Here is a 19,440-nt window from a genome sequence, read left to right as displayed (position 1 = left end):
TAACTCCCCCAGCATATTAGAAATACAGTGATGTAAAAGGAGCTTGCTATCGCTGGTATCCAATTGGAATTGTGAAGATAGGTAAGCTGTGTCAAACGAAACCAAAGCCAAAGTGGCTATTGCCGGTGGCGGCCTGTTGGGGCGATTACTCGCCTGGAGGCTCTGTCAGCTTGATGTAGATATTACCCTGTTTGAGGCTGGTAACTTATCGGAATCAAAAGGTGGAGCCTGTTGGACAGCTGCGGGAATGATCTCGCCTTTATCGGAGCTGGTACATAGTAATAAACACATTTATAGCCTGGGGTTAAAAAGCCTTGAGCTTTGGTCTGAGTGGGTCCGGCAGCTAGAGGAGCAGAGCGGGCAGGACGTGGAATACCGCCGAGCGGGCTCAGTGCTGGTTGCTCATGGCAAGGATAAAAGTGAGCTGCTGCAATTCCTACGGGAGTTGCAGGGCAAGTTGGGCGAGTCTGCCAGGGAGCAGGTGCAGCCCCTCGATTGCAATACTTTAGCGAAATTAGAGCCCTCCTTACACGGCTTTGAACAGGGGCTTTACTTACGAGGTGAGGCGGATATCAATAATCACCGCTTATTGCCTGCGTTACTCAGAGTATCGCGCCGAGGTGCAGTCACTCTGCGAGAGTACAGCAAGGTAAATTGCGAAGCCGGGTATATCTCTGTGAACTCGGAGCGCGAACAATTTGATTGCGTGATCGACTGCCGTGGTCTCGGTGCCAAGGGGCAGATTGAAGGCTTACGCGGTGTCCGTGGTGAGGTGATGGTGGTGGAATCCCGGGAAGTGGTTTTGCAGCGTCCAGTGCGGCTGCTCCACCCGCGTTATAAGCTCTACGCTGTACCACGCAGCGATGGACGCACAGTAATCGGCGCTACGGAAATTGAGAGCGAAGACCAGTCGCCCATTTCCGTGCGCTCCAGTATGGAATTGTCTTCCGCGCTTTACTCCCTCAACCCGGCTTTTGCCGAGGCTCGTATTGTTGAGACCCGCGTAAATTGTCGCCCCGCCACTATGGATAATATGCCTTATATCCACAGCGAGGATGGGCTGATTAGGGTGAATGGCCTTTACCGTCACGGTTATCTTTTAGCGCCGGCAGTCGTGGAGCAAGTGGAGAATCAAGTGGCACAACAACTGTTACAGGTGGTTTGATGCAGGTACTAATTAATGGGGAAACACAGAGCCTTGAATCCCCGCTAAAACTCTCTGCGCTTTTACAGCAGCTCGGCTATCGCGGAGAAACGTTTGCCGTTGCGATCAACGGTGGATTTATTCCCCGTACGGAATATAGCAATACACAGATAAATAACGGCGATAGCCTGGATATTGTTGCTCCGGTAGTGGGGGGGTAAAGGTGAGCGATCTATTAACACTTTACGGAAAAACATTTAATAGCCGGCTTTTGGTGGGCACCGCCCTGTATCCCTCCCCAGCGATTATGCGCGAATCCGTGCAAGCCTCAGCTTCGGAAATTATTACTTTGTCTCTTCGCCGGCAAAATCCGGCACAGCAGCAGGACAATCGATTTTGGGATTATATTCGCGAGTCCGGTTGTCAGTTGTTGCCCAATACCGCCGGTTGTAAATCGCCGCGAGAAGCGGTGGAGCTGGCAAAAATGTCCCAGGAAATTTTCCAGACCGATTGGCTCAAGCTGGAAGTGATTGGTGATGATTACAATTTGCAGCCAGACCCCTTTGGTCTGGTAGAAGCTGCGCGGGAATTAATTCAGTTAGGCTTCAAGGTTTTGCCTTATTGCACAGATGACCTGGTTCTGTGTCGAAAACTATTGGATGTGGGTTGCGAGGTATTAATGCCCTGGGGGGCTCCCATCGGTACCGGGCAGGGACTGCTCAATAAATATAACCTGCAAACACTGCGCGAGCGCCTGAGTGATGTACCGCTTATTATTGACGCCGGAATCGGTGCGCCATCACAGGCGGCAGAAGCACTGGAGATGGGCTTTGATGCGGTGTTATTGAATACCGCGATTGCAAAAGCCCAGGATCCGGTACTGATGGCTAATGCTTTTAAATTGGCTGTGGAATCCGGGCGCGCCGCCTTTAATGCCGGCTTGATGCTCAGGCGTCAAACTGCCAGCCCCAGCACCCCCACCCTAGATATGCCTTTCTGGCAGCAGGCAGAGAGCATATTGCAGGATTAGTATTTTTTATGCGCGATCAACTCCAATTGAAAAAGCCAATTGTCTGGACCATTGCCGGCAGTGACTCCGGCGGTGGCGCCGGTATTCAGGCGGACCTGCTGACTTTTGCAGACCTCGGCTGCCATGGTTGCAGTGCTATCACGGCCAATACCGCACAGAATACGGTAGAAGTAACTGCAATTAATGCAGTTTCCCTAGAGGTCTTAGTTTCACAATTGCGGGCCTTACAGCGGGATCTATTTCCTGCCGCAATTAAAATCGGTCTGCTAGCGAATGCTGAACAAGTTGTTGCGGTGGCAGATTTCTTGCGCCAGCTGAAAGCGGTGCAGCCGGTTCCGGTTATTTACGATCCGGTTGCTGTTGCTACCAACGGAGCCGGGCTCACTGAAGGGAATATTACCGCAACGGTGTTGGCTCAGTTGATGCCACAGTGTGATCTGGCCACTCCCAATTTACATGAATTGGAATGGCTTACCGGAGCCAGTGTCACGGGTGCGGAATCTATAGTGCAGGCTGCGCGTCAGTTGCACGCTCACGGCGGTACCGCAATTTTAGTTACCGGCGGCCATACGCAATTACGTGCGGGAGAAGTTGCCGACTTACTGTGGGATGGTGAAAAAGCCGATTGGTTTATTGGCCGGGAAGTGTCCAGTACAGGCACACATGGCACTGGCTGCACCCTGTCCTCCGCTATTGCCGCTTGCCGCGCTTTGGGCTACCCGTTGCGAGATGCCTGCGTTGTGGGTAAAGCCTATGTACAGCGGGGCTTGCGCCGGGGAAATAATGCACATATCGGCGCTGGTGCTGGACCTGTAGGCCACTGTGGCTGGCCCCTGGATTTAATCGACTTCCCGGAGATTTTGGTGCCGGGAGAAGAGCGTGCGCTGGATTATGGTTTTGGTGCGGCCCAGCCCCTTGTTCAAGGGTTTGCCCAAACAGACTCTCAAGCATTGGGTTTATATCCGGTAGTGGATACAGTGGAGTGGTTGCAGCGCCTGGCTGAGCTGGGGGTGCGTACTTTACAGTTGCGAATAAAGAATCCGGGTGGGGATCTGCGCGCACAGATTGAGCGTGCAGTGGCTATTGGCAGGACGTATAACCTGCGCCTGTTTATCAATGATTACTGGCAGTTGGCGATTGAGTGCGGCGCCTACGGTGTGCATTTGGGGCAGGAGGATTTGCAGTCTGCTGATCTGAGGGCAATTCAAGCGGCAGGATTGAAGCTGGGTATCAGTACCCACGGCTTCTATGAATTACTGTTGGCCTACCGTTATCGCCCCAGCTACTTGGCGATTGGTGCAATTTATGCGACCAACACCAAGGATATGTCGGATCAGTTGCAGGGCGTGCAGAAACTCGCGCGAATGGCAGCACTATTGCCCGATTATCCACTCGTGGCAATTGGTGGTATTAATATGCAACGGGCCAGTGAGGTTATTGCTAGCGGTGTTGGCAGTATCGCCGTGGTCAGCGCTATTACTAAAGCGGAAGATTACAAGCAGGCGGTTGCCGATTTTAATGTCCTGTGGAAAGGTAAACATGCGGAAGTAGAGCCATGTTAAGTAGTAAAGAATTAAAGCGTTACAGTCGCCAGATAATGTTGCCCCAGGTGGGTGAAGAGGGGCAGAAAAAGCTGTCTTCTGCGCGAATTATGATTGTTGGCTTAGGTGGGCTCGGCAGCCCGGCAGGGATGTATCTGGCCGCAGCCGGTATTGGAGAGCTGCACCTGGTGGATGGTGATCATATCGATCTCTCCAATTTGCAGCGCCAGGTTTTGTACAAAACCAATCACCAGGGAAAATCCAAAGCCATGGTGGCTGCACAACAATTGGCTGCAGCCAATCCAACAATTAGCATTCACCCCCACAACCAAATGGCGAATGAATCCTGGCTGCATGAACGGATAAAACAGGTGGATCTGGTGTTGGACTGCACCGATAACCTGGAAATCCGCCATACGATCAACCGGGTTTGTTATCAGGCCGGGTGTCCGGTGGTAATGGCATCGGTGCAGGGGTTTTCCGGCCAGCTGATTAGTTTTGATTTTTCTGAAGGAAAAGGCCCCTGTTATGCCTGTCTGTTTCCGCCCCAGGAGCAGGCTGAAGTGCAGAACTGCGCTACAGCAGGGGTGATCGGTCCTGCGTTGGGGGTCGTTGGCAGTATGCAGGCTCTGGAGGCCATGAAGTACCTGATGGATTTGCCGGTATCGAGCTTGAATAAATTGCACTTAATCGAGACGGAAACCTTAGCTCTGCAAACTTTGCAGCTGCCGAGTCATAGTAATTGCCCGGTTTGTAATACCTAGCTAACTTTGTTTTCTCTTAAATTTTTCTTTCCGTAGATTGATACAGCGCTGGCACTATAAGTGTATGCATAACCAACATGTTTTATTTATTTTTCCTTTTTGGCGGATTAATTAACTTTTCAGTTTGGACACACAGTTGTTCCAGGGCAGGATACCGCTAGATTCAAGGCATGTTCCGAGTTAGTTGCCAGGGTAAATATGTTTGTCTTTTTAGTGTCTTATAAACTTGGCTCGGCTATATAGATAAGCTATCAACCCGATAGCTTGTGGTAAAACCATAAAACTATCAGAATGGGAGTGTAACCATTTCGGTGGCAAAGTCTTGGAAGAAGGATTTGTTTAATGAAAAAAATTGATATTGGTATTAGTGAAAAGGATAGGGAAAAGATTGCTGGCGGCCTCAAGCACTTGCTGGCGGATAGCTACACTCTATACCTGCAAACGCACAACTTCCATTGGAATGTTACCGGGCCATTTTTTCGTGAACTACACCTGATGTTTGAGGAGCAGTACAACGAACTGGCTACGGCGGTAGATGACATTGCAGAGCGAATTCGCACTTTGGGTGTTTCTGCACCGGGCACCTATCAGGCTTTTGGACAGCTGAGTTCTATTGAAGAAGTTGTGGAAGTTCCCGCAGCAGAAGATATGGTGAAAATTCTCACTAAGGGCCATGAGCAGGTAATAAAAACTTGTCGCGATGTATTAAAGGCCGCGCAAAAGGGCGAGGATGAATCGACTATTGCCCTGGTATCTGACCGTATGCGTGTGCATGAAAAAACTGCCTGGATGCTGCGCGCTACCAGTAGTAAATAGTTACTGGCACTCTGGGTAAATTACTATTCCTGTAGTGACTACTGCCCGGTGAGTAATTCCAGGAAAGCGCTGGCGGGTGCAGAGAGGTTACCGCGGCTTTTAAATAGTGCGCCAACTTCTTGCATTACCGCCGGCGCGGTAAGAGGCAAGCAGATTAAACCGTACTCTCGCATTTGTGCCTCACAAAGGCTTGGTACAGCACTGATTCCCAAGCCCGCTCTGACCAGCTGCCCGATAGTACTGAGCTGGTTAGCTTCACAAATATATTGAGCAGCTTGTCCACACTGGTCTAATGCAGTATCCGTCCAGCGTCGTACCGCCGATCCACGGTTCATCGATATAAAAGGGTGAGTGGCCAAGTCGCGCCAGCGTATTGTCTTTTTTTCCGCCAATATGTGCTCTTCGGGCACTACTGCGATAAAACGATCGCGTTCAAAGGGCACAAACTCCATTCCGCCCAGTTCATCCGGACGAAAACTGATACCCAATTCCGCGCGTCCCTCCTGCACCGCCTCTACAACCCGTTCCATAACCACATCTTCCAGCACAATATTGATTTGGGGAAACTTCTGGTGGAAGTCAGCCAATAGAGAGGGTACCCGGTTTAAGGCAAAAGCGGGGATAACCGCCAGCCGTAGCTGGCCGCGTTCCAGGCGGAAGCGCTGCTGTATAGCATCCAGTGATTGGTCCCAGCTATTAAGCAGTTGTTCCGCACGAACCAGGAACTCGCGTCCTTCTGGGGTCAAGACCAGTTGGCGACCATCGCGACTGAATAGGGGGCCTCCGGTGGCTTCTTCCAGATTACGGATGGCTATAGAGAGCGCCGGCTGGGAAGAGTGTAACTGGGCACTGGCCTGCGCCAAGCTGCGGCTGCGCGCTACGACAACGAAGGCTCGAAGCTGTTTAATAGTAGCGCTCACTGGGGCTCCAGATACTTCAGGGAATGTTAAATTTTATTAAAGAAACCATCGAAAGATTAAAATAGTTTAAAGTCGTCGGGCAAGGCATGATTGCCGCTTTCGCCTAGGCGAAGGTCAAACAACCACCGAGAATAATGAACCTACAAGGTCTGCTGAGATGAAGGACAACGCACAAGCCCTTTGGCAACCGAGCCCCAAGGCCGTAGCCGCCACCCAGATGGATGAGTTTCGTCGTCTGGTTAATGTGAAGCACCAGCTGCAGCTTGAAGACTACAGTGCGCTTTACCAGTGGTCTGTAGAAGAGCGTGAGCTCTTCTGGAGCGACTTATGGGATTTCTGTGAAGTGCAGGCCAGTGCGCGTGGAGAAGAGATCTTGGGCCGCGACAACATGCCGGGTGCTGAGTGGTTCCCCGATGCACGACTCAATTTTGCCGAAAACCTGCTGCGCTACCGCGACGATAAGACGGCTTTGGTTGAGCGCCTGGAGAATGGCAGCCGCCGCCAGCTCAGCTACGCGCAGTTGTACGGTCGGGTAGAACGCTTGGCTTCAGCCCTGGCGAATCAGGGCATATCCGAAGGGGATCGTGTAGCTGGCTTTATGCCGAATGTGATGGATTCCGTAGTGGCGATGCTGGCAACCACCAGTCTTGGCGCTATATGGACTTCCTGTTCGCCGGATTTTGGTATCAATGGCGTGTTTGATCGTTTCGGCCAGGTAGAACCGAAGGTGCTGATCGCCTGCGAAGGTTATTTCTACAACGGCAAAGTGATCGATTCCCTGCCGCGATTGCGCGAGATAGTGGCCTGTATCGACTCGATCGAGAAACTGGTGGTAGTGCCAGTTGCCCGCTCGCAGGAAAAAGTGGCTCAGGTACTAGCAGCAGAGCCGCTGGATAAAGCGGTGTTGCTACAGGAGTTCGAAGCCACAGCGCCTGAGCGCGAGCTTACCTTTGTTCAGACTGCTTTCGATCACCCCCTATACATCATGTATTCCTCAGGGACTACTGGGGTGCCGAAGTGCATTGTGCACGGGGTGGGCGGCACCTTGCTTCAACACCTGAAGGAGCATCGCCTGCACTGCGACTTGCGTCGTGAGGATTCCTTATTCTACTTCACTACTTGCGGCTGGATGATGTGGAACTGGCTGGTAAGTGGCTTGGCTTGTGGTGCAACCCTGGTGTTGTTCGATGGCTCTCCCTTCTATCCAGAGGCTAGGGGCTTGTGGGATATGGCGGATGAGGAGGGCATCAGCGTATTTGGCACCAGTGCCAAGTATATCGCCGCCTTGGAAAAGAGCGGCTGTAAGCCCCGCGAAAGCCACAAATTGGAGAAGCTGCGCGCGGTACTGTCTACAGGCTCGCCACTGGCTCATGAAGGCTTTCTATATGTCTACCGAGATATAAAGGAGGATCTGTGCCTGTCTTCTATTTCTGGAGGCACGGATATTATTTCCTGCTTTGCCTTGGGTAACCCTGCGTTGCCAGTTTATGCGGGAGAACTTCAGTGTCGAGGATTGGGCATGGCTGTGGAAGTCTGGAATGACGATGGCAAGCCGGTAACTTCAGAGAAGGGGGAGCTTGTGTGTGCCAAATCTTTCCCTTGTATGCCGATCGGTTTCTGGAATGATCCCGATGGGGCGAAATATAACAGCGCCTACTTCGAAAATTGGCCGGGAGTTTGGGCACACGGCGACTATGCAGAAATTACTACCCATGGAGGAGTGATTATTTACGGTCGTTCCGATGCGGTACTGAATCCCGGTGGCGTGCGTATTGGTACTGCCGAGATCTATCGCCAGGTAGAGAAAGTTGAGGAGGTGCTTGATAGCATCTGTATCGGTCAGCAGTGGCAAGACGATGTACGGGTTGTACTGTTTGTGGTGTTGCGCGAGGGCGTAGAGCTGAATGATGATCTAGTGCGGAGAATCCGCTCCACCATTCGCGCTAATACGACCCCGCGCCACGTACCCGCCAAGGTGATTCAGGTGGCCGATGTTCCGCGTACTATTAGTGGAAAAATTGTTGAGTTGGCGGTTCGCAATGTCGTGCATGGTAAGGCGGTTAAGAATATAGAAGCCCTCGCCAACCCAGAGGCTCTGGCACTCTATGAAAATTTGCCAGCCTTGGCGGAAGACTAAAGAGATTAAGGGGGGAGGGCGCGTAGACGGGCGTCATTTTGTTTGACTCGGTTCTGCGCTACCCTTGCCCTGTAGTAATACCAATAAATTCAAGGCAGAAGAGCAAGTATGGTTACCTATCTCTACTGGGCAGCGGTTATCGCTCTGGTTATTCTCTCCCTCTTTGCTGGCAGCCGCATGGGCAGCTTGAAAATTGGCGCCATTGTGGCTGCAGTTTTCTTCTTTGCAGGCTGGCTGGCTTATTACTTCCACTATGAACAGGTCTTTGTAAAACGCTTCGGTGGTGTGATGCGTATTTCTGTACCTGACGGTTACCGGCATATTGGCGCCACCTGGAAAGAGGATAACCTCTGGATCGAGAACTACGACCCCAAAACCAATCAATGTATTTTTACTGAATACTCCAAGGGCAATATTCTCGAGGGGCGGGTGATTATCAAAGACTGTAATCCGTTACTTGGCAGCCCGAGCACTAGCAGCCAGCCATAAACCATTTGCTTTCTCTCTGCCGGCGATTAAAACGGGACTATTAGCTATATCGTCTCTCGTCGGCAAACTCTACCCGGGCAATATCTGTACCGGGTCATTATCAGGTGTGAAGGGATGGATACCCGGGAGTATGCGGACTAGCCGCCGTAGTCAACGGATTAATATTTTGCGAGTTCTCTTTGCCTTCCTGCTTATCGGTTTTGTATTACTGCCCTTCCAGCAGGCAGTAGCCATTCCTTTTTTTTCCAAACTTCCCGCTTTTTCACTGTTTGTGCAGGGCGACCCGCAATTGCAGGAAAAATTGACTAAAGAGCTCAATGAGTTGCGTAAGAATAGTAGCGCCCTTGAGAGTTATGAAAACCTGCGGGATATCGCTCATTATGAGCGTGGAAATCTGGAAAAATTACTGCGTGCTGAGGGGTATTACGATGCTACTGTACGGGAATCGGTGCAGGGTAGTGAAATTATTTACCAAGTAATTCCCGGTCCTCAGTATTTGATAAAGAGCCTGGATATTGAAATGCCCGCGAATCTGCGGGCGGGCTTTCCCGGCTTGCCTATTTCTATCGGCGATCCATTACAGGCAGATGAGGTACTCGAAGGTGTGCAGACCATCACCAGATACCTTAATGAAAATGCCTGTCTGCTTAATGTCGATGTTACCTATCAAGCTACAGTGATTCACCAGGAGGCAGCTGCACGTTTGGTGTACCGTGTGGCACCCAGTCCAGAGGTGTTGGTGGGTGAGGTAGAAATCCTTGGTGCCACTTCTGTTGAAGATGACTATTTGCGCAGTAAGTTGAATATTAACCCTGGGGATTGTTTCAGTCGCAGTAAGCTGGATGCGGCTCAATTGCGTTTATTGCGCACTAATTTAATTTCCAATGTAACTCACCAGATATCAGAGCCCTATAACGGTCTGGTTGATGTCATCTTTATTGTGCAGGAGCGCAACCACCGCACTATTACTTTGGGGGTGGGGTACACCTCTGATGAGGGCCCCGGTGTATCTGCCAGCTGGGAACATCGCAATATTTTTCACCGTGGCGAAAAGCTGGAAGTGGAGAGTAAAGTGAATAAGGTCAAGCAAACTCTAGAGAGTAAGTTGACCATACCGCGTTTTTTTAGAGATAAACAGCGCTTTACTGCGAGTGTGGCCTTAACCGGTGAGGATGTAGACTCCTACAGTTCCAAGGCCTTGACCCTTAAGGGGCTGGTATCGCGCAAGCTGAGTAAGCACCGTACCATCAGTGGCGGGGCTGAACTGAAATTCAGCCGTGTGGATGAAAAAGTAGATGGTGCTGTGGAGGATGGGGACCCGGATGAGAATTATCATTTATTGGCGTTCCCGTTGGGTTTTAAGTTAAACACAACAGATAAGCCTCTCGATGCCCGTCGCGGCGCCACCACAGCACTGGAGATTAAGCCCTATGTGGATCTCAAAAATAACAGTACTTCATTTGTCAAAAATATCCTGCAGTTGACCACTTATAAAACGGCGCAATCGGCGCGCTACGAACCAACTTTAGCATTGCGTATCAAGGCCGGCGCCATTACTGGCGCACCCAATTTGGAACTGCCGGCGGATGAACGCTTTTATGCAGGTGGGGGTGGTTCAGTGCGAGGCTATGGGTACCAGGAGTTGGGTCCACGTATTGTTGAAATTAATGAGGACGGCCAGGAATCCCTGTCCGATGCGATCGGTGGGCGCGGCCTCAGCGAAATATCAATTGAAGGGCGTTTCCGCTTTAGTAAAACTTGGGGCGGAGTCCTGTTTCTCGATGGAGGAAATGCCTATGAGAATCCACGCCCTAACTTCTCTAACCTCTTCTGGGGGGCGGGATTTGGTGTTCGCTACAATACCTCCTTCGCTCCTATCCGCTTTGACTTAGCCTTTCCTCTGGATAGGCGCGACGGAGTAGATGATCACTACCAGGTCTATGTCAGCCTGGGGCAGGCATTTTGATGTCCAGATGGAGTGTATTGGCTCTGGACTTTGCTGGCGCACTGCTAGGTTTTTTGCGAGGCTTTTTGCGGGGGTTGTGGCGTTCCCTCGGAGCCGGGGGCTACCTGATCACGGGTCTGGTGCTATTTATTCTGCTTTCATTAATTTACTTTCTAGGCACAGAGCAGGGGCGGGTTAATTTGACCCGCACGGCTTTTTACGGTGCAGAACAGGTAATCAACGGCCTTACGATTGAGGCTGAAGGGATTGGCAGCGAGCGCCTCGGGGCTTGGTTTTTCGAACGTCTTCGGGTCGATTTTGAGAGCAATACCCTGGCAGAGGGAAGCCAGCTGGAGTTTCAGCTACAGAGTTTTTCCAGTAATCCAGTCAATATTGAGCGTATCGCTGCCAAAGATTTTCTGCTGAATCTCGATGTGCTGGATGAATTACTTAAATCCTTGACTGAAGCAGAGCAAGAAACTGCACAAGTAGTAGAGGATGAGACGGACACAGTAAAAACTTCCAGCTGGGAAGCCCTGTTGCCGAGTTTTCGCTTAGGAGAGTTAAAGCTTGAGCGATTGCAGTTAATTAGCAGCAAAGTCAGCGATATTCCAGCGCTCTCTGTATCCGCTAATAGCCTGTATCGCTGGGAGGGGCAGCCCACTCAGTTGCAGCTGGAAGTTCGCGAGTTAAAAGGTGGTGATCTGCAGTTTATTGCCGAGGGGCGGGAGCAGCAGCCGGGGCGGTTTGTTCTGGACTTTTCGGCCAGTGAAACAGCTCAGGGCTTTGTGGGTCGCCAGCTACACCTGCCGAAAGGGCAGGCGTTGGATGCACGTGGCAAAATTGCTCTGCGCCGTCGCGATGAGCAGGTACAGATCGATATAGAGTCTATTTCCATTCCACTTTCCCAGCATCAATTGGCATTGACCGGTAGCTTGCTAATTGACCTTTTTCCCTGGCGCATTCACTCCGAAGGTATTTGGTTGCAGGTGGATGGGCGGCGCAGCACTGTTTCAGGCAGTATTGGTGCAAATGAGATCAGTGCTGAGCTTCACCTCAACCGCCTGCCAATTACCCTCTCCCGCCCTTGGCAAGATGTATTACACAGCGGCTGGTTTAGTGCTGATTTAACCCTATCCGGTACACTGCCACTACCCAGTATCTCTGGTCAGATTGAGCTGAATAGTCACTATCGGGAGCAGCCACTGAGTCTGCTGGGTGAGGTGAATACTGATCAGGGGGTTATTCTGTTGGAGTCCCTTCGACTGGCGTTTGCCGGTGCGCAAATTCGTACGGCGGGCGCTATTGATACCGACAACAAGTCCCTGGACATCAATGTAGCGGCGCAAGAGCTGGGGGTTGAAGAGATTCGTCGATTGCTATCTGCTTTACCGCAAACAGAAGCACTAAAAATCCCCGATGACTTCTCTGGGACCCTGCATCAACTTCAACTACAGATAAAAGGGCCCTGGGACAAGCCGGTTTTTGATGGGGATGTGAGTGCTGTTACCGCTTACCGAGGCCTACAAAATGAGTTGACGGGCAAGGTGAAGGGTAATTTACAGGGGCTGACAATTACTGATCTGAGCTTGGTGGGGGAAAAGCTGAATGTATTCGGTGGCGGCTCGGTGGATATCGAGGCAAAAACAATGAATTTGCAGCTGCATTTGGATATTCGCAACCTCAGCCCTTATGAAGATCTCGGATTTGTCTCTGCACAGGGGGTTAGCCTGGGTTTAAAGGGGTTGCTGGGTGTCGAGGGCCCTTGGTCTAATCCCTACTTGAATGCCAGCCTGGAATCCGATGGTCTGGTTCAAGAATACCGCTATAACCTGAAAGGTGATGCCAACGGAAACCTGGAAAAAATTGACCTGCAAGGCTTGCGACTGGAACTCTTTGCCAACGGCACCATGAACTACTTTGATTCACGACAGTTTCAGGGCCCGCAATCGCCAGTGATTATCCCAGGTATCGCCAAGGGCGCGGTACAGCCTGAGCAGAGCGCGAGTCGCCTGACAGCCCTGGCCGAGGAAGCACAGCGTCTGGGGAAGCAGGGCGTCGTATTGGTGGAGGCGCAGGGAGTAATTGAGTCTAAACGGGACCAGCTCCAGGTGGGAGTGAATGTGCGTAACTTACCCTTGAGCTTGGTGGAAGTGTTTGGAGCAGTATTGCCCAGTACTATGGAGGGTGAGCTGAGTCTGGATGGAGAAATTAGTGGGGCGCTTACTAACCCGGAGGTAAGGGCCAGTGTGCTGGCGCAGGGCGGTTACCGCTATGAGCCCTGGGTGCTGCAGGGCGCTCTGGATTATGCCGATAAGAGTTTGATTGTTGAGGGGCTGGAGTTTTTGTGGGCGGGACGTAACCAATTGTCGGTCCATGGCAGCCTCAATGAACAACGTCTGGACCTGCAAGTTTTAGGTAGGGCTTCTCTGGAAGATCTCTCCCGTGAGGTAGAATTTAATATCCCCGATCAAGGGGATATCTCCCTGCATGCGAGTATCACCGGTAGCCCTCGTCAGCCACAGCTTGAGGGCGATCTGCGTCTCAGCGGCTATATGCCAGGCAGGGAAAAAGGGCGGGTTCAGGTACAGCCGCTCTCTATGGCCCTGGAGTGGTATACCGAGGGCGGTGAGTTGCAAGTGTCTCTGGTAGCTGATCATGGCAATCGACGCGCAGTAGATAGCAGCGCTAGCCTGCTTATTACACCCATAATGGAGCGATTGTTCGCAGATAACCCATCTGGACCTATAAGTGATGTTCCCCTGCAGTTGGTCAGTGATGGTACTGCAGACTTGTCTGTGGTTGCGGAGTTTATGGACCCGAGGGTGAATGTTATGCGGGGCCTGTTGAGTTTCTCTGCTGATGGTGCAGGCACGCTTGGCGAGCCCCGGCTCAATGGTGCGATAGAACTCAGCGGGGCCAGCTATGAGCACCGGCCCAGTCACACGCGCATTGCCGATATCGATTTTTATATGCGCCTTACACCAGAGGAATGGCGTATTGAGCGTGGCAGTGCCACTGTTGTGGATGGCGGTACGATTAACCTGGGAGGAGCGGTGTTCTTCCCTGAGCAGTCGCCACCACAGATGAGCCTCAATTTAAACCTAAATAGAGCACACTTGTTAAATACTCCGGGGGTGCGCGGTGCCATTTCGGGAGAGGCAATTCTGTCCGGCTCCAGCCAGGATGCGGAAATTACCGGGCGCTTTACTTTACGTCCATTAGCGGTACAGATTGAACAGTGGATCGGTAGCAGTGTTCCGGAAATCCAGGTGGTAGAAGTCCAGGTGGATGGCCCGCAAGTGGAGCGCGCTCCACCGCTACTCAGTAAGATTAACCTGGGGGTGGAAGTGGTTTTAGACCAGCAATCTTATGTGCGTGGTCTGGGGCTTAACTCCCAACTGCGTGGTCAGGTGGATATTCGTGGAACTGCGGCCAAACCCGAGGCTTCAGGAAAACTGACCATTGTGAGAGGTAGCTTTGATCTACTAGGTAAGAAATTTAATTTGCAGGAAGGGGAGGTACGCTTTGAAAATAACGAAGTGGCTGTATTTGTCGAAGGCGTTTACAAGTATAGCGACGGTGAAATCACTGCAAATATTTCTGGTTCTGCAACAGATATGGATATTACTTTCAGCTCTGATCCCTCAGCTTCCCAGGATGAAATCTTAGCTCAGCTGTTGTTTGGTAAGTCCTTGTCAGATATTTCTCCGCTGCAGGCGGTGCGTTTAGTGAGTGTGGTTCGCAGCTTGCAAACCGGACGCGCTGTGTTAGACCCGGTAGCCAAAACCCGGGAATTGTTGCGGCTGGATACTCTGAATATTGAGCAAGAGGAAGGTGATGAGGGGGATGAGTATGCTCTGAGCTTGGGAAAATATATTACCAACCGTATCTATGTAGAGTTGCAACGTAGTACCGATCCCCTAAGCCCCTGGCAAGCAGAAATGCAGATAGAGATAGGCGAAGACCTTAATCTGGAGTTTAAAACAGCGGACGAGGGCGATAGTGGTTCTGGTAGTGTGGAATTGCAGTGGAAGAAGGATTATTAATTTGCGACGGTTAAAAGTTATCAATAAGAATGAAAGGGCTTGCTTTCGACTTAGCGGCTGATAACTCGCTTTATTTAAGTCTTTTCGTAAAAAGAATTTTTGGCTGGATCATAGAGTGATTCAATTATTTAATCAGTTTTTTGAGTTTTTGATATTCTCAAAGACTATATATAAGTAAATGGCTGAATTACTCCCTTTTTTGGAAAATGGTAAGGATGTTCAGAATTTTTCCTACTCTTTAGATGACCTCAAGTGTTTAGTGATTAGCATATTTGTAACCTCTAAAGTGCAGCCCTCTTTTGGTGGGTGATTAACTCCCCAGTTGTCAATAACGATCATCATCGACTTATCAAAAATAGTCGGGCCTTTCTCGCGGTAAGCATGCCAGAGTTGATTAGTGTTTTCACACTTTGTCGCTGAAGGGGCACACACTCGAATGTCCCATTGATAAGTGCCGCTTTTGGGTCCTGAGAGAACTTGGCTGGAAGTAAAAGTGATATGCTGGCTAGTGCCACTATCGACTCTGATGGCGCCATGTTGGTTGATCCACTCTGCCTGCTTGGGGCGACCTCCCCAATTGGAGGCTAGGTCACCGGGGCCATTGGGGCCCATTGTTTCTACAAAGTCCACTTCTCGTTCCCCGCCGCTCCAACATCCCCCAGATTCTCCACACCAGGGGAACATGTATACAGCAATCCACTCGGTTGGGTTACATTTGCCCGCAGGAATAGAGATCTTGAAATCTATCGCAGCAATTTCCTCCATCTGTATGTTTTTATTGCCACATTGGACAGCTGTGGTATAGGCACAAGCCCCCTTGCTATTGCGCCGCATTATGATCGTTGCCGATCCGTCGATACTACTGGGTTGGAAGTCAATTTGGGTGCACCTATTGTATTGAGCAACCTTATCATCCTGATGGTTAAATAAGGGTTGGCACTTAATAGGCGAATTGGCTGATGCGGTGTGGAGCAAAAAAAGAATAAAGGCTCCGAGGATTGGCAGGGCTACTTTTGGCACGATTTATATTCCAGAAGGAGTTGGAAACTATTCAGATATTGGTAGCAATCAGGGGAAGCTATACAAGAATGGTATTGATTGTAGAACAGGCTAAGGTAGTTGAGCATTACCCTGTGGGAAGCCCATGGCTCAAATTTATATGCTTGATCCTATTCAGGTAGGCCCTTACTTGAGGATGCCATCTTTGATTGCCCCCTCTAGCATGCTACAAATCTCATGCCAAAGTTTTTCACTACCCTTTCCAATACGTGCGTTTAAAGAAAATATTTGATCCTTGGTGATGCCGTATTGTTTCCAACTGTGTCCCTCACCATAAATGTTATGTAGTAGGGGAGGGATTCGGTCAATGGCCTTGGCAAATCGGGCGTCAGCCGTTTCTCCAGACTCGAATTCCTCCCATAATTTCATCAATTCTATATTCATACTTCCAGGTAATAATGATAATAGTCGTTCTAACCCTTTCTTTTCTTTAGTCTTTGCCTCGTTTGTTTCCCTTGAGTAGATTATGGTATCCCCTGCATCAATTTCCCCAAGATCATGTATTAGTAGCATTTTTAAAACCCGGTTTATATCAATTGGGTCATTTGAATAATCTTTCAAAATTAGCGCGCATAGACAGACATGCCAGCTGTGCTCTGCGGAGTTTTCGAAGCGATTCAATCCCACTGGTTTTGTTTTCCGTTGAACGTCTTTAAGCTTCTCTATTTCGATAATAAAGCTAAGCGCTTTCTCAATTGCTTCCATTGATACTTCCTGGTATTAGTTTTCTGGAATTATGCTCGATATCATTTTTTTTTTATAAGCTGCCACTAGCTTATTGTATTTCTATGTTGAATTTAACGAGAAAGAGTTATAGCCCTGGAGAACTATCTGCTTTTCCTCCGACCAGTGTTGCTGGGTCCAGTCGATAGAAGCGGCTCAGTTCCCTGTAGAGCTCTGGATGTAGGGAGCGCATAGCAATGGGGATGGTGTAAAAGCTCTCAGTGGCTACAGCAAAAAATTCAGCGGGCGATTGGGCTCCATATAAATCCAGCACGGAAGGACTGTCACCGGGGAGCTGGCCAAATTCAGCTTTTTGGCGCAAACGATGGAATTCCTGGCTCATTACTGCAGCCCAGTTGTCGCCATCGTTGGACTTCTCAAAGAGTGGACGGCCATCAAAGTAGCCATCTTCCTCATCCACTTTATGGGCAAATTCATGTAAAGCGACATTGTGTCCTCGCTGAGGGAACTCTAAATCTTCCTCCAAATCACCCCAGGAGAGCACTACGGGGCCGCGATAGTGTGCCTCGCCTTCCCGTGCGCTGTGCTTGTGGGTCTCTATATAACCCTCTCTGTGAGTTTCCTGGGCAACGTAAGTGTCCGGATAGAGTAGTAAGGTGTAGAGATTGGGGTAACACTCGTTTTTACGACCCAGCAGTAGAAGGCATGCATGGGCGGCGATCGTGACTCTCATTTTTTCATTCACTTGTAAGCCGTCGCAGCCGACAAATTCTTTGTCATGAAGAAAAAGTGCGATATTTCCACGTAGTTCTTTCTGCTGGCCACTATTTAGATCGTGATATAGAGGAAGCGCTTCCTTGAGGAGCTGTAACTGCTCCTGAGTCAGTACTTGTGCACGTCGATAGTTGATGCGCCAGCGGCGATAAAGAATCGGTATTAACCAAATTGCCAGGGCGAGCAGGATAATTGTAATAAAAGCGCTCATAGATTATGTGCCTGCTGTCTGGCTGAATTACTCTCGTCTATTGAAAAAGTTTCACAGGTCGTACCTTGGTGGTACTTTATTTGTTTCTGCCGTTTATTGAATACCCAAATAGAGGGTAGCTTGCAGAACTCATAGAAATTTTCCTGCCGATCGTTGTGTGCGGTCCGATAAAGACGTAACCGAAGGGGGTCGGAGAGTGTTATGTATTTATGATCTTGACTGTGAGCTATCCACTTGCAGTTTTTCTCCATCTGTACCATTGAGGCTATCGATTTAACATTAAAGCTGCGGCCAGGCTTTCTTACTTCTCGAAACTCAGTGTTCAATTGTGAGTCTAGGATTGTCAGATTATTGCGATCATCTGTATTGTGTAGAGTTCTTTTATATTTAGTGAGCTGTTTCTGAATCGATACCATACTGGCTGGCCTTTGCTTCAGTCTCTTTGGGATTCCAGCGGGGGGTATAAACCTGGTTGAGCAAAATACAAGTTTGACTTTGCAGTTCTCAGGAAAAAGATTGATGTTGAGAGTTTTCCAATAGGGGTTTATAGCCATACCGCTTTACTATTTTCTGAGTTGGGGGGATTACGTGCCGTTTTCAAGTTCTTTGGCTAGAAAATATGTCTGGCATAGGGGGTGGCTGAGTATGAGTCTGTTTCTATGGTGGAAAGATGCGACTTGATAAATAGCTATTCGGTGTCAACACTTAGGGCGTCTGGGTGATTTTTCTGTCGCTTTGGAGATGGTTATGCGTATGCGCTCCGTTGTTGTTTTTCTCGGGTTGATGTTCGGTGTTCTTGTTCAGGCGGTTGCCCAATCGGGCGGCACACCCTTAAAGGTGGCAATAGCTGGCGATGCTCCCCCCTATGTGATCAACAATGCTACCAGTGGCTTGGAGGTCGATATTGTACGGGAAGCGCTGCCTGGGTATTCGGTGCAGTTTGAACAGATGGGTTTTGCAGAGACAGCCCCAGCCCTTGAGCAGGGTAAAGTACAGGCAGCTGTTAATGTGATGAAGAAAGATGATGGTCTTTTTTACTCTAATAACATGATCAGTTTTGCCAATTACGCGATTACCAAAGCTACCGATAAAATGAAAATTGATAACATTGCTGATTTGGCCGGTAAGAAGGTGATTACTTGGCAGGGAGGGCCTATGGATTTAGGGCCGGAATTTGAAAAGATGTATGGACCCAATGGTACGCAGCGCCAGAATATTATTCAGGCTCCAACAGCCCCCGATCTTGTCGCTCAATTTTGGAAAATGAAAGACGTGGTGGCGGTTGTAGATATGGAGCTGTTTAAGCATTTGAGTAATAAAATGGGACATAAAATGGATCAGGTTAATCTTTTCCCGATCTTCGTTCCAATGACCGATTTCCGTGTAGGGTTCCGTGATCAGAAGGTGCGCGATGATTTCAATAGTGGGCTTGCCAAGCTGTGCAGCAGTGGCCGCTATCAGGAGTTGTTGAAGAAATATGATGTTGTACAGAAGGAGAACATCTGCAAGTAAGCAGGTGTGAGAATCTCCGTATTGTACGGCGAGTGAAGGGGCCTCGGTTGTTATCAAGGCCCTTTCAATTTTTCAGGGACTAGCCAAGCTCGGCTATCTTGCCAGCTAACTTAGCTGAAGGTTGTTAGCTATAAGGTAGGTAAAAAGTCAGAAAAATAAAAAGGGCCTGTAACTTGCGTTACAGGCCCTTTTTGTATGGCGCGCTCGGGAGGATTCGAACCTCCGACCGCCTGGTTCGTAGCCAGGTACTCTATCCAGCTGAGCTACGAGCGCGTTATGGGTGCGAACTATAGTCAGTTGATTTGCTTAAGTCAACTGATTTCAAAGAAAATCCTTTAAAAATCCGCAACTTATCGAACTTTTTC

General features: G+C 49.8%; 15 protein-coding genes and 1 tRNA gene. 11 read left to right on the top strand and 5 right to left on the bottom strand.

The genetic code is table 11. The annotated features are described in order from the left end of the window. Positions 1–88 precede the first annotated feature (88 nt). The 6 genes from thiO (at position 89) to ACJJIB_RS16355 (ending at position 5,295) form a co-directional block, all read left to right on the top strand. Positions 89–1,165 (top strand): glycine oxidase ThiO, encoded by a 1,077-nt coding sequence (gene thiO, locus ACJJIB_RS16380; RefSeq protein WP_444886859.1) that lies wholly within the window; start codon positions 89–91, stop codon positions 1,163–1,165. Then, positions 1,165–1,365 carry a sulfur carrier protein ThiS gene (gene thiS, locus ACJJIB_RS16375; protein WP_108734077.1) on the top strand — a complete coding sequence of 67 codons (201 nt, stop codon included), beginning with the start codon at positions 1,165–1,167 and terminating at the stop codon, positions 1,363–1,365. The genes thiO and thiS overlap by 1 nt, the downstream gene beginning before the upstream one ends. A 2-nt stretch (positions 1,366–1,367) precedes the next feature. Further along, entirely contained in the window at positions 1,368–2,174 is an 807-nt protein-coding gene (locus tag ACJJIB_RS16370) for a thiazole synthase (RefSeq protein ID WP_108734076.1), read from the top strand. An 8-nt stretch (positions 2,175–2,182) separates the two neighbouring features. Next, the gene (gene thiE, locus ACJJIB_RS16365; protein WP_444886858.1) at positions 2,183–3,736 is read left to right on the top strand and encodes a thiamine phosphate synthase; all 1,554 of its coding nucleotides are present in this window, start codon (positions 2,183–2,185) and stop codon (positions 3,734–3,736) included. Then, complete coding sequence (locus ACJJIB_RS16360; protein WP_444886857.1) at positions 3,730–4,479, top strand: HesA/MoeB/ThiF family protein; 750 nt, start codon at positions 3,730–3,732, stop codon at positions 4,477–4,479. Before thiE ends, ACJJIB_RS16360 begins: the two co-directional genes overlap by 7 nt. Positions 4,480–4,821: 342 nt before the next feature. Next, positions 4,822–5,295, top strand: coding sequence for a Dps family protein (locus ACJJIB_RS16355; RefSeq protein WP_252082742.1), 474 nt, complete (start codon positions 4,822–4,824; stop codon positions 5,293–5,295). Positions 5,296–5,333: 38 nt separating this feature from the next. On the opposite strand, the gene ACJJIB_RS16350 is transcribed toward ACJJIB_RS16355, so the two are convergent. After that, complete coding sequence (locus ACJJIB_RS16350; protein WP_444886856.1) at positions 5,334–6,215, bottom strand: LysR family transcriptional regulator; 882 nt, start codon at positions 6,213–6,215, stop codon at positions 5,334–5,336. Between the two features lie 157 nt (positions 6,216–6,372). Between ACJJIB_RS16350 and ACJJIB_RS16345 the strand changes: the two genes are divergently transcribed. The 4 genes from ACJJIB_RS16345 (at position 6,373) to ACJJIB_RS16330 (ending at position 14,835) form a co-directional block, all read left to right on the top strand. After that, a complete protein-coding gene (locus ACJJIB_RS16345) occupies positions 6,373–8,352 on the top strand; it encodes an acetoacetate--CoA ligase (RefSeq protein ID WP_444886855.1) in 1,980 nt (659 codons plus the stop codon). A 108-nt stretch (positions 8,353–8,460) separates the two neighbouring features. Beyond that, complete coding sequence (locus ACJJIB_RS16340; protein ID WP_252082736.1) at positions 8,461–8,841, top strand: hypothetical protein; 381 nt, start codon at positions 8,461–8,463, stop codon at positions 8,839–8,841. A gap of 166 nt (positions 8,842–9,007) precedes the next feature. Continuing rightward, positions 9,008–10,807: an autotransporter assembly complex protein TamA gene (locus ACJJIB_RS16335; protein WP_444886854.1), complete on the top strand. Its 1,800-nt coding sequence runs from the start codon at positions 9,008–9,010 to the stop codon at positions 10,805–10,807. Further along, a complete protein-coding gene (locus ACJJIB_RS16330) occupies positions 10,807–14,835 on the top strand; it encodes a translocation/assembly module TamB domain-containing protein (protein ID WP_444886853.1) in 4,029 nt (1,342 codons plus the stop codon). Before ACJJIB_RS16335 ends, ACJJIB_RS16330 begins: the two co-directional genes overlap by 1 nt. Before the next feature lie 231 nt (positions 14,836–15,066). Here the strand turns inward: ACJJIB_RS16330 and ACJJIB_RS16325 are convergent, their stop codons facing one another. From ACJJIB_RS16325 to ACJJIB_RS16315, 3 genes are all read right to left on the bottom strand, one after another. Beyond that, positions 15,067–15,669 (bottom strand): hypothetical protein, encoded by a 603-nt coding sequence (locus ACJJIB_RS16325; RefSeq protein ID WP_444886852.1) that lies wholly within the window; start codon positions 15,667–15,669, stop codon positions 15,067–15,069. A 351-nt stretch (positions 15,670–16,020) separates the two neighbouring features. Continuing rightward, positions 16,021–16,599, bottom strand: a complete 579-nt coding sequence (locus ACJJIB_RS16320) for an HD domain-containing protein (protein ID WP_444886851.1) — start codon at positions 16,597–16,599, stop codon at positions 16,021–16,023. 106 nt (positions 16,600–16,705) lie between these two features. Next, on the bottom strand, positions 16,706–17,563 hold the full coding sequence (locus tag ACJJIB_RS16315; protein WP_444886850.1) for a M90 family metallopeptidase: 858 nt from the start codon (positions 17,561–17,563) through the stop codon (positions 16,706–16,708). Positions 17,564–18,310: 747 nt separating this feature from the next. Here ACJJIB_RS16315 and ACJJIB_RS16310 point away from each other — a divergent pair. Further along, complete coding sequence (locus ACJJIB_RS16310) at positions 18,311–19,075, top strand: substrate-binding periplasmic protein (RefSeq protein ID WP_444886849.1); 765 nt, start codon at positions 18,311–18,313, stop codon at positions 19,073–19,075. Positions 19,076–19,271: 196 nt separating this feature from the next. Here ACJJIB_RS16310 and ACJJIB_RS16305 read toward each other — a convergent pair. Then, a tRNA-Arg gene (locus ACJJIB_RS16305) sits at positions 19,272–19,348 on the bottom strand. Between the last annotated feature and the right edge of the window lie 92 nt (positions 19,349–19,440).

This window comes from Microbulbifer mixtoriginis (SeqCode), from assembly GCF_052467705.1.
The sequence above is the reverse complement of the archived record's forward strand: the minus strand, read 5'-3'. Positions and strand labels throughout refer to the sequence as shown.

Coding starts and splice junctions, on each gene's coding strand:
- thiS (WP_108734077.1), top strand. CDS start 1,165: ATGCAGGTACTAATTAATGGGGAAACACAGAGCCTTGAATCCCCGCTA.
- thiE (WP_444886858.1), top strand. CDS start 2,183: ATGCGCGATCAACTCCAATTGAAAAAGCCAATTGTCTGGACCATTGCC.
- ACJJIB_RS16360 (WP_444886857.1), top strand. CDS start 3,730: ATGTTAAGTAGTAAAGAATTAAAGCGTTACAGTCGCCAGATAATGTTG.
- ACJJIB_RS16355 (WP_252082742.1), top strand. CDS start 4,822: ATGAAAAAAATTGATATTGGTATTAGTGAAAAGGATAGGGAAAAGATT.
- ACJJIB_RS16345 (WP_444886855.1), top strand. CDS start 6,373: ATGAAGGACAACGCACAAGCCCTTTGGCAACCGAGCCCCAAGGCCGTA.
- ACJJIB_RS16340 (WP_252082736.1), top strand. CDS start 8,461: ATGGTTACCTATCTCTACTGGGCAGCGGTTATCGCTCTGGTTATTCTC.
- ACJJIB_RS16330 (WP_444886853.1), top strand. CDS start 10,807: ATGTCCAGATGGAGTGTATTGGCTCTGGACTTTGCTGGCGCACTGCTA.
- ACJJIB_RS16325 (WP_444886852.1), bottom strand. CDS start 15,669: ATGCGGCGCAATAGCAAGGGGGCTTGTGCCTATACCACAGCTGTCCAA.
- ACJJIB_RS16320 (WP_444886851.1), bottom strand. CDS start 16,599: ATGGAAGCAATTGAGAAAGCGCTTAGCTTTATTATCGAAATAGAGAAG.
- ACJJIB_RS16315 (WP_444886850.1), bottom strand. CDS start 17,563: ATGAGCGCTTTTATTACAATTATCCTGCTCGCCCTGGCAATTTGGTTA.
- ACJJIB_RS16310 (WP_444886849.1), top strand. CDS start 18,311: ATGCGTATGCGCTCCGTTGTTGTTTTTCTCGGGTTGATGTTCGGTGTT.